The 9,569-nt window shown below is 66.9% G+C and carries 9 protein-coding genes; 7 read left to right on the top strand and 2 right to left on the bottom strand.

The window, feature by feature from the left end; genetic code table 11:
• From carB to VGF12_RS10380, 3 genes are all read left to right on the top strand, one after another.
• Positions 1 to 1,866 (top strand): carbamoyl-phosphate synthase large subunit (gene carB, locus VGF12_RS10390; protein WP_331175960.1); only part of this gene is annotated, 1,866 nt, incomplete at its 5' end.
• Between the two features lie 81 nt (positions 1,867 to 1,947).
• A complete protein-coding gene (gene greA / locus VGF12_RS10385; RefSeq protein WP_331175959.1) occupies positions 1,948 to 2,424 on the top strand; it encodes a transcription elongation factor GreA in 477 nt (158 codons plus the stop codon).
• The gene (locus VGF12_RS10380; protein WP_331175958.1) at positions 2,424 to 2,867 is read left to right on the top strand and encodes a DUF4149 domain-containing protein; all 444 of its coding nucleotides are present in this window, start codon (positions 2,424 to 2,426) and stop codon (positions 2,865 to 2,867) included. Before greA ends, VGF12_RS10380 begins: the two co-directional genes overlap by 1 nt.
• Here the strand turns inward: VGF12_RS10380 and VGF12_RS10375 are convergent.
• Complete coding sequence (locus VGF12_RS10375; protein WP_331175957.1) at positions 2,845 to 3,324, bottom strand: YhbY family RNA-binding protein; 480 nt, start codon at positions 3,322 to 3,324, stop codon at positions 2,845 to 2,847. The genes VGF12_RS10380 and VGF12_RS10375 overlap by 23 nt on opposite strands.
• Before the next feature lie 20 nt (positions 3,325 to 3,344).
• Between VGF12_RS10375 and VGF12_RS10370 the strand changes: the two genes are divergently transcribed.
• From VGF12_RS10370 to glmM, 4 genes are all read left to right on the top strand, one after another.
• The gene (locus VGF12_RS10370; protein ID WP_331175956.1) at positions 3,345 to 4,019 is read left to right on the top strand and encodes an RlmE family RNA methyltransferase; all 675 of its coding nucleotides are present in this window, start codon (positions 3,345 to 3,347) and stop codon (positions 4,017 to 4,019) included.
• An 85-nt stretch (positions 4,020 to 4,104) separates the two neighbouring features.
• Positions 4,105 to 6,003 carry an ATP-dependent zinc metalloprotease FtsH gene (gene ftsH, locus VGF12_RS10365; RefSeq protein ID WP_331175955.1) on the top strand — a complete coding sequence of 633 codons (1,899 nt, stop codon included), beginning with the start codon at positions 4,105 to 4,107 and terminating at the stop codon, positions 6,001 to 6,003.
• Positions 6,004 to 6,065: 62 nt separating this feature from the next.
• Positions 6,066 to 6,923, top strand: a complete 858-nt coding sequence (gene folP / locus VGF12_RS10360; protein ID WP_331175954.1) for a dihydropteroate synthase — start codon at positions 6,066 to 6,068, stop codon at positions 6,921 to 6,923.
• On the top strand, positions 6,923 to 8,254 hold the full coding sequence (glmM, locus tag VGF12_RS10355; RefSeq protein WP_331175953.1) for a phosphoglucosamine mutase: 1,332 nt from the start codon (positions 6,923 to 6,925) through the stop codon (positions 8,252 to 8,254). The genes folP and glmM overlap by 1 nt, the downstream gene beginning before the upstream one ends.
• A gap of 121 nt (positions 8,255 to 8,375) precedes the next feature.
• Here the strand turns inward: glmM and VGF12_RS10350 are convergent, their stop codons facing one another.
• Positions 8,376 to 9,401, bottom strand: coding sequence for a FecR family protein (locus VGF12_RS10350; protein WP_331175952.1), 1,026 nt, complete (start codon positions 9,399 to 9,401; stop codon positions 8,376 to 8,378).
• Positions 9,402 to 9,569: the final 168 nt, after the last annotated feature.

The raw sequence follows: 9,569 nt of genomic DNA, 5'->3' as shown, positions 1-9,569 counted from the left end.
CTCGTGCAGATCGAAGCCGACCTGAAGGGCCGCGCCATCGAGTCCATCACCGAGGCCGAGCTGCGCCTGCTGAAGACCAAGGGCTTCTCTGACAAGCGCCTGGCCAAGCTGTTGGGCACCCACCAGCACGCCGTGCGCGAGCGCCGCCATGCGCTGAACGTGCGCCCGGTCTACAAGCGCGTGGACACCTGCGCTGCCGAGTTCTCGACGCAGACGGCTTACATGTACTCGACCTATGAAGGCGAGGGCGCCGAGTGCGAGGCGCAGCCGACGGACAAGAAGAAGATCATGGTGCTGGGCGGTGGCCCGAACCGCATCGGCCAAGGCATCGAGTTCGACTACTGCTGCGTGCACGCGGCCCTCGCGATGCGCGAGGACGGCTACGAGACGCTGATGGTCAACTGCAACCCCGAGACCGTCTCGACCGACTACGACACCAGCGACCGCCTCTACTTCGAGCCGGTCACGCTGGAAGACGTGCTGGAAATCGTCGACAAGGAGAAGCCGGTCGGCGTCATCGTCCAGTACGGCGGACAGACGCCGCTGAAGCTGGCCCTGGACCTGGAACGTGCCGGCGTGCCCATCATCGGCACGACGCCGGACTCCATCGACATCGCCGAGGACCGCGAGCGCTTCCAGAAGCTGCTGCACGAGCTGGGCCTCAAGCAGCCGCCCAACCGCACCGCGCGCACCGAGGAGCAGGCCGTCGCGCTGGCCAACGAGATCGGCTACCCGCTGGTCGTGCGCCCCAGCTACGTGCTGGGCGGCCGCGCGATGGAGATCGTGCATGGCGACAAGGACCTGGAGCGCTACATGCGCGAGGCCGTGCGCGTGTCCGAGAAGTCGCCGGTGCTGCTGGATCACTTCCTGCAGGATGCCGTCGAGGTCGACGTGGACTGCATCTCCGACGGCACCGACACGATGATCGGCGGCATCATGGAGCACATCGAGGCGGCCGGCATCCACTCCGGCGATTCGGCCTGCTCGCTGCCGCCCTACACGCTGGCCGCCGATGTACAGGATGAGCTGCGTCGCCAGACCGCAGCCATGGCCAAGGCGCTGAAGGTGGTCGGCCTGATGAACGTGCAGTTCGCCATCCAGGGCGACGTGGCCAAGGGCCTGGCGCACTGCACGATCTACGTGCTGGAAGTGAACCCGCGCGCCTCGCGCACGGTGCCGTATGTCTCCAAGGCCACCGGCCAGCAACTCGCCAAGGTGGCCGCGCGCTGCATGGCCGGCGTCAAGCTGAAGGACCAGAAGGACCGCAACGGCAAGCAGCCGCGCGAAGTGGTGCCGCCGTACTACAGCGTCAAGGAAGCCGTCTTCCCGTTCAACAAGTTCCCGGGCGTCGACCCCATCCTCAGCCCCGAGATGCGCTCCACGGGCGAGGTGATGGGCGCGGCCCGCACATTCGGCGAGGCGATGCTGAAGAGCCAGATCGGCGCCGGTTCGCGCCTGCCGCGCCAGGGCAACGTGCTGATCACGGTGAAGAACAGCGACAAGGCGCGCGCCATCGCCATCGCCAAGGACTTGCACGAGCTGGGCTTCGGCATCGTCGCGACCAAGGGCACGGCGGCCGCCATCACGGAAGCCGGCGTGCCGGTCAAGCTGATCAACAAGATCAAGGACGGCCGCCCGCACATCGTCGACGCGCTCAAGGGTGGTGACATCCAGCTGGTCTTCACGACGGTGGACGAGACCCGCACCGCGATTGCCGACAGCCGCTACATCCGCCAGGCCGCGCTGGCCAGCCGCGTCACCTACTACACGACGATGGCGGGCTGCGAGGCGGCCGTGGAAGGCATGAAGCACCAGGACGGCTTGCTCGTGCAATCCCTGCAAGAACTGCACGCCGAGCTGGCTTAAACTCCGCGTTCACTGATTCCGCCGCCGCAGCCTGGAGAACGGGCCGCAGCGGCGGAACTCTTTTTGCCATCGAGTTTTGACATGACGACCATTCCCCTGACCAAGCGCGGCGCCGAGGCGCTCAAGGCCGAGCTGCACCGCCTCAAGACTGTCGAGCGTCACGCCGTCGTCCAGGCGATCGCCGAGGCGCGCGCCCAGGGTGACCTGAGCGAGAACGCCGAGTACGACGCTGCCAAGGACAAGCAGGGCTTCATCGAAGGTCGCATCCTCGAGATCGAGGGAAAGCTGGCCGCGGCACAGATCATCGATCCGGCGTCGCTCGATGCCGGCGGTCGCGTGGTGTTCGGCGCGACGGTGGACCTCGAGGATGAGGACAGCGGCAAGGCCGTGACCTACCAGATCACCGGCGACGACGAGGCCGACATCAAGCTGGGCCGCATCTCGGTGGGCTCGCCCATCGCGCGTGCGCTGATCGGCAAGGAAGCCGGCGACGTGGCCGAGGTGCAGGCCCCGGGTGGCGTGCGCCGCTACGAGATCATCGAAGTTCGCTACGAGTGATGTTTGCCAGGCTCCAAGCCCTGCTGGCCGCCCTCTGGGGCGGCTTTTTGCTGTGCGTGGCCTTTGCAGCGGCGCCGAGCGCCTTCGCGGTGCTGGATCGGGTGCAGGCGGGCGCGTTCGTCGGCCGGCTCTTCAGCGTCGAAGCCCAGGTCAGCCTGGCCGCGGCGCTGGTCCTGATGCTGCTGGAACGACGCATCGCGCGCGATGCGGTCGAGGCGGGCGCGCCGAGCCATGTGTTTTCGGCCCGGCTGCTGCTGCCGGCCGTTGCCCTCTTCTGCACCGTCGCTGGCTACTATGGCCTGCAGCCCATGATGGCCGATGCGAGGGCCGGCCATGGCGTCGCGTCCTTCGCGGCGCTGCATGGTGTTTCGCTGGCGTTCTTCGGTGTGAAGGGCCTGGCCGTCCTGGCCCTGGCCTGGATCAGTCCGCGAAGGACTTCTTGACGCTGGTCGTCTTGCTGCGCTTCTTGATGCGCTTGATTTCTCCGCCCTGGGTCACGCGCTCGTTGCCCATGACCTTGACCTTGTTGATCTGAGGGCGGCCGTTGCCGCTCTTGGAGAATTTGACGATCTTGACCACGCGCGGGCCTGGCATCGCGTTCTCGCGCTCGGCCTTGGCCTTCTCGGGCATGGGACGCCAAAGCACCAGCAGCTTGCCGATGTGCTGGATAGGCGCCGCGTTCAGCTCGTCGCAGAGCTGCGCGAACATCGCCTCCCGGGCCGCGCGGTCGTCGCCGAGCACGCGCACCTTGATGAGGCCGTGCGACTTCAGCGCCGCGTCGGTTTCCTTGACGACGGCGGGCGTCAGCCCCTCGCCGCCGATCATCACGACCGGGTCGAGATGGTGGGCATCGGCGCGCTTGTCCTTGCGCTGGGCGGGGGTGAGGTTGATTTGAGGCATCCCCGTATTATCCCGTAGGCATGAAAACTCAAACCAAGAGCAAAAAACTCAACAAAGCGTGGTTGAACAACCATGTGTCGGATCCCTATGTGCAGCAGGCGCAGAAGGACGGCTACCGCTCGCGCGCGGCCTACAAGCTCAAGGAGATCGACGAGGAGCTCAAGCTGATCCGCCCCGGTCAGGTGGTGGTGGACCTCGGGGCCACGCCGGGCGCCTGGAGCCAGTACCTGCGCCGCAAGTTCGCCCCCAAGGAGGCGGGGCAGGGCGGTGCGGCGGTGGGGCAGCTCAACGGCACCATCATTGCGCTGGACCTGCTGGAGTTCGAGCCCATCGAGGGCGTGCACTTCATCCAGGGCGACTTCCAGGAGGATGCGGTGCTGGCGCAGCTGGACGAGGCCTTGGCCGGCAAGCCCGTGGATGTCGTCGTGTCGGACATGGCGCCCAACCTGTCAGGCATTGCGTCGACGGACGCAGCCCGCATTTCCAACCTGATCGAACTGGCGGTCGATTTCGCCAGCACACACCTCAAGCCCGAGGGGGCGCTGGTGGCCAAGGTCTTCCATGGCAGCGGTTACAACGAGCTCGTTTTATTGTTCCGGGCGCACTTCAAGACCGTCAAGGTGGTCAAGCCCAAAGCCTCGCGGGAGAGGTCTTCCGAGACATTCTTGGTCGGCCTGGGATTGAAAAACCGGTGATTACAGGGGTTGTCCCCTTGCCTCAACTAAAATCGCCCCCACTGTCCTGAAACCCGCGCTGGGCCATCAGGGCCAAGGAGTCGCAGTGAACAATCAATGGTTTTCGAAGTTCGCCGTCTGGATCGTGATCGCCCTCGTGCTTTTCACGGTCGTCAAACAGTTCGGCGGCACCACGGCCCCCGGCAAGCAAGTCACGTATTCCGAGTTCCTGGATCTGGTCCAGGCGCACCGGATCAAGTCCGCCACGTTGCCTGACGGCATTACCGGCGACATCTACGCCGAGGACACCGAGGGCAACAAGATCCGCACCCTGGCGACCTACCAGGACCGCGGCCTCGTGGGCGACCTGCGCAACAACGGCGTCAAGTTCGACATCAAGCCCCGTGAAGAGCAGAGCTTCCTGGTCAGCATGCTGATCAACTGGACGCCCATGCTGCTGCTGATCGGCGTCTGGGTGTACTTCATGCGCCAGATGCAGGGCGGCGGCAAGGGCGGGGCGTTCAGCTTTGGCAAATCCAAAGCCCGAATGCTCGACGAGAACAACAACACCATCACCTTTGCCGACGTGGCCGGCTGCGACGAGGCCAAGGAAGAGGTGAAGGAACTGGTGGACTTCCTGAAGGATCCGCAAAAGTTCCAGAAGCTGGGCGGTCGCATCCCGCGCGGCGTGCTGATGGTCGGCCCTCCGGGTACCGGCAAGACGCTGCTGGCCAAGTCCATCGCCGGCGAAGCCAAGGTCCCGTTCTTCACGATTTCGGGTTCCGACTTCGTTGAAATGTTCGTCGGTGTCGGCGCGGCCCGTGTGCGCGACATGTTCGAGCAGGCCAAGAAGAGCGCACCCTGCATCATCTTCATCGACGAAATCGACGCCGTCGGCCGCCATCGTGGCGCCGGCCTGGGCGGTGGCAATGACGAGCGCGAGCAGACACTGAACCAGATGCTGGTGGAGATGGACGGCTTCGACACCAACCTTGGCGTCATCGTCATCGCCGCGACCAACCGCCCCGACATCCTGGACCCGGCCCTGCTGCGTCCCGGCCGTTTCGACCGCCAGGTCTATGTGACGCTGCCGGACATCCGCGGCCGCGAGCAGATCCTGAACGTGCACATGCGCAAGGTGCCCATCGGCCAGGACGTCAATGCGTCCATCCTGGCCCGCGGCACGCCCGGCATGAGCGGTGCGGATCTGGCCAACCTCGTCAACGAAGCCGCGCTGTTCGCCGCCCGCCGCGGTGGCCGTCTGGTGGAAATGATCGACTTCGAGCGCGCCAAGGACAAGCTCTACATGGGCCCCGAGCGCAAGAGCATGGTCATGACCGAGGAAGAGAAGCGCGCCACGGCCTATCACGAGTCCGGTCACGCCATCGTCGCGGAATGCCTGCCCGGCACCGATCCGGTCCACAAGGTCACCATCATGCCGCGCGGCCGTGCGCTGGGCGTGACGTGGCAGCTGCCCGAGCGCGACCAGTACAGCAAGTACTACAAGCAGATGCTCAACGAGATCAGCATCCTGTTCGGCGGTCGCATTGCCGAGGACCTGTTCGTCCACGACATCTCCACCGGCGCGTCCAATGACTACGAGCGTGCGACCCGCATTGCCCGTGACATGGTCACCCGCTATGGCATGAGCGACCTGCTGGGCCCCATGGTCTATGCCGAGAACGAGGGTGAAGTCTTCCTCGGCCGCAGCATGACCAAGACGGCCAACATCAGCGAAAGCACCCAGCAGAAGGTCGACGCCGAGATGCGCCGCATCCTCGACGAACAGTACGCCGTGGCGCAGAAGATCCTCGAGGACAACCGCGACAAGGTCGAGACCATGACGGAGGCGCTGATGAAGTGGGAAACCATCGACCGCGACCAGGTGCTGGACATCATGGCCGGCCGCCCCCCGCGCGCGCCGGATGACAAGCCGACGACCCCGAGCGGTCCGACCGGCGGCACCCCCCCGGTCAGTACCGACGGCGCCCCGGCCGCGGCCTGATCCCACCCCCTACCGAGCGGGCCCGGCTTTCCAGTCGGGCCCGCTTTTTTTCGTTCCGCACCATGCATTGGCAGACCCGCCGCTTCCGCATCGACCTGAGCCGCCCGCGTGTGATGGGCATCGTCAACGTCACACCCGACTCCTTCTCCGACGGTGGCCGGCATGACGACACCCGCGCGGCCATCGCGCATTGCGAGCGCCTCGTCGCGGAGGGGGCCGACATCCTGGACATCGGCGGCGAGTCCACCCGCCCCGGCGCGCCGCCCGTCGATGCCGACAGCGAATGGGCGCGCATTGCCGACGTGCTGGCCGCCGCCGTGACGCTTGGCGTGCCGGTCTCGGTCGACACCTTCAAGCCCGAGGTCATGCGCCGCGCACTGGAGGCCGGCGCGGACATCATCAACGACGTGCAGGCCCTGCAGATGCCCGGCGCACTGGCGGCCGTGGCGGGCACCGGTGCGGGCGTGTGCCTGATGCACATGCGCGGCGAGCCTGCGTCCATGGCGGAGCTGGCCGTCTACGGCGACGTCGTCGCCGATGTGGCCGCTTTCCTGGACCAGCGTGCCCGAGTGGCGCGCGACTCGGGCATTCCGGCCGAGTGCATCACCCTGGACCCCGGCTACGGCTTTGCAAAGACTGCCGAGCACAACCTCCGGCTGCTCGCCTGCCAGCAAAGCCTGGCCAGGCTGGGCTACCCGCTGCTGGTGGGCTGGTCGCGCAAGCGAACGCTGGGCGACATCACCGGCCGCCCGGTGGACCAGCGCCTGGCTGCCAGCCTGGCCGCGGCGTTGCGGGCCGTCAGCGCCGGCGCGCACGTGATTCGTGTGCACGATGTCCCTGCCACGGTGGACGCCCTCAAGGTCTGGGCCGCAGTCGATGCAGCGACAATTCCGCCCACTGCACAACAGGAAGACGCTTGATGAGCCGCAAGTATTTTGGAACCGACGGCATTCGAGGCACGGTGGGCCAGGAGCCCATCACGCCCGACTTCATGCTGCGCCTGGGTCATGCGGTGGGGCGCGTGTTGCGCAAGAGCGCCAAGCGCCCGACGGTGCTGATCGGCAAGGACACCCGCATCTCCGGCTACATGATCGAGTCAGCGTTGGAAGCCGGCTTCGCCTCGGCGGGCGTCAACGTGCTGCTGACCGGCCCGCTGCCCACGCCCGGCGTCGCCTATCTGACCCGCGCGCTGCGCCAGGACCTGGGCGTCGTCATCAGCGCATCGCACAACCCCTTTGCCGACAACGGCATCAAGTTCTTCTCCGCCAAGGGCGAGAAGCTTCCGGACGCCTGGGAACTGGCCGTCGAGGCTGCGCTGGAAGAGGCGCCGCAGTGGGTGGACTCCGCGAGCCTGGGTCGCGCCAAGCGCCTCGAGGATGCGCGTGGGCGCTACATCGAGTTCTGCAAGAACAGTTTTGGCTCGGACCTGACGCTCAAGGGCCTGAAGATCGTTGTCGACGCAGCCCACGGCGCGGCCTACCACGTCGCGCCCGATGTCTTCCATGAGCTGGGTGCCGAGGTCGTCGCCATCGGCTGCAAGCCCGATGGCTTCAACATCAACGCCGGCTTCGGCGCGACCTCGCCCGGTGCGCTGGTGGAGGCCGTCAAGGCCCACGGTGCGGACTACGGCGTGGCGCTGGACGGCGATGCCGACCGGCTGCAACTGGTCGACGCGCAGGGCCGTCTCTACAACGGTGACGAGCTGCTCTACGTGATGGTGGCCGACCGCCTCGGTCAGGGCCTGCGGGTGCCGGGTGCCGTCGGGACGCTGATGACCAACATGGCCGTCGAGCTGGCGCTGCGCTCGCGCGACGTCGAGTTCGTGCGCGCCAAGGTCGGTGACCGCTACGTGCTCGAAGAGCTGGCTGCGCGCGGCTGGCAACTGGGCGGCGAGGGCTCCGGCCACCTGCTGGCGCTGGACAAGCACACGACCGGTGACGGCATCGTGAGCGCGCTGCTGGTGCTGCAGTCGGTCTGCCGCAGCGGCCGCAGCCTCGCCGAGCAGTTGCAGGGCGTGGACCTCTTCCCGCAGACGCTGATCAATGTGCGCCTGCAGGCGGGGCAGGACTGGAAGACCAGCACCCGCCTGGCCGAGGAGCAGGCGGCCGTCTCGGCCGAGCTGGGCGACCGCGGTCGCGTGCTGATCCGCGCCTCGGGCACGGAACCGCTGCTTCGCGTCATGGTCGAGGCGTCGGACGCGGGTCTGGCACAGCGCTGCGCCCAGCGCCTGGCCGAGGCCGTGACAGCCTGACGCCTCTCCCGTGCGGCCAAAGGCCGCTGTTGAGGGCGAGCCGTTCGCGTGTCACGATCCAGCTTGAGCCCAAGTCATCATCTGGAACTGGCCAGCACTGTTGGCGTGGGGCGCGGGCCTCTCATTCGGGCCTTCGATCGATTTTGCTCGGTGCAGGCACCAGCTCCAGCCGCCCCGGAGCGGCCCGTACCTCCAGGCCGTACAGATTGGCGACGGCGTGTGCGAACGACTCGCTGTCGCCGGTCCGGGCGGTGCCGCTGATCCGGCGCGCTCCGAGTTCAGGCTGGGCCTTGAAGTGAATGAAGTGGCCGCCATAGCGGTTCATCTCTGCGATCGCATCCGCCAGCGGGGTGTCGTCGAAAACGACCTGGCCGCGCAGCCAGGCCGTGGCCTGTTCCACCTTGGCGCGCTCCACATGCAGATGCTGGGCGTGCGGATGTGATCCCGCCGCGCCCACGTCACCACGCACCTGCTGCCCAGGCTTCAATACCACGGCGGCCACAGGCGCATCCGGACCGATGCCCTGTGTCCGCTCGACCACCACCTCACCTTCGATCAGCGTCACGCCGAAAGCGTCCGGAGTCTGTGTCGCGGGCGAGTGCGTGCGGACCAGGAATTGCGTGCCGGTTGCCACGACCTTTGCATCGGCCACTTGAACGACGAAGGGCCGATGCGCCTCCTTGGCGACCTCGAACAGCACCTCGCCGCGGCGGACATGGACCTTGCGTAGCGCGCTGGTCAAGTCAACGTCGACCTCAGTCGCCGTGTTCAGCATCATGCGGGTGCCGTCTGCCAGGGTGACGGCGAGCTGTTCCCCGCGGGCTGTCTCGTAGCGCTGCCCTGCGGACAGCCAAAGCGCGACGGTGACTGCGCAGCCGAGCAACGCCGTGGCAATCAACCCGAGCCGCCCAGATCGCGGAGACGGGGCGTCGGCCTCCCGAGATGTGCCCTCCGTCGCCGCGGCGTAGACGCTCAAGCTCAGGCCCGAGACGTCTTGCCAGGTGTCCGTGCAGCGCTCGAAGGCCAGTTGGTGCACCTTCGAGCGTGCCTGCCATGCCAGGCATTCCCGCTCCAGCGCACGGGAACGCCCAGGCCCATGCAGCCGGGCCACCCAGACTGCGGCTTCAGCGGCGATCTCGGGCGGCACAGACGCCGGACGAGCTGGCTCCGCGGGGCGGGTCACAGGCTGCGAACGCACGGCTAAGAACCTGGCATCCAGGCGGCGTGCAGCGTCGCCTTGGCAAGGTGCTGCTGCGCCGGGGCGATGCCGATGTCCTCTCCATGAGCTGTCTTCTGCAATCGCTCGGGCCGGCGC

Source organism: Roseateles sp., assembly GCF_036404855.1.
Taxonomy (GTDB): Bacteria; Pseudomonadota; Gammaproteobacteria; order Burkholderiales; family Burkholderiaceae_C; genus Pelomonas.
Note: the sequence above shows the minus strand (reverse complement) of the source record. Positions and strands in the feature narration are given on the sequence as shown.

What these genes read in the sequence shown, in the direction of transcription:
- greA (WP_331175959.1), top strand. Translation starts at nt 1,948, where the DNA reads ATGACGACCATTCCCCTGACCAAGCGCGGCGCCGAGGCGCTCAAGGCC.
- VGF12_RS10380 (WP_331175958.1), top strand. Translation starts at nt 2,424, where the DNA reads ATGTTTGCCAGGCTCCAAGCCCTGCTGGCCGCCCTCTGGGGCGGCTTT.
- VGF12_RS10375 (WP_331175957.1), bottom strand. Translation starts at nt 3,324, where the DNA reads ATGCCTCAAATCAACCTCACCCCCGCCCAGCGCAAGGACAAGCGCGCC.
- VGF12_RS10370 (WP_331175956.1), top strand. Translation starts at nt 3,345, where the DNA reads ATGAAAACTCAAACCAAGAGCAAAAAACTCAACAAAGCGTGGTTGAAC.
- folP (WP_331175954.1), top strand. Translation starts at nt 6,066, where the DNA reads ATGCATTGGCAGACCCGCCGCTTCCGCATCGACCTGAGCCGCCCGCGT.
- glmM (WP_331175953.1), top strand. Translation starts at nt 6,923, where the DNA reads ATGAGCCGCAAGTATTTTGGAACCGACGGCATTCGAGGCACGGTGGGC.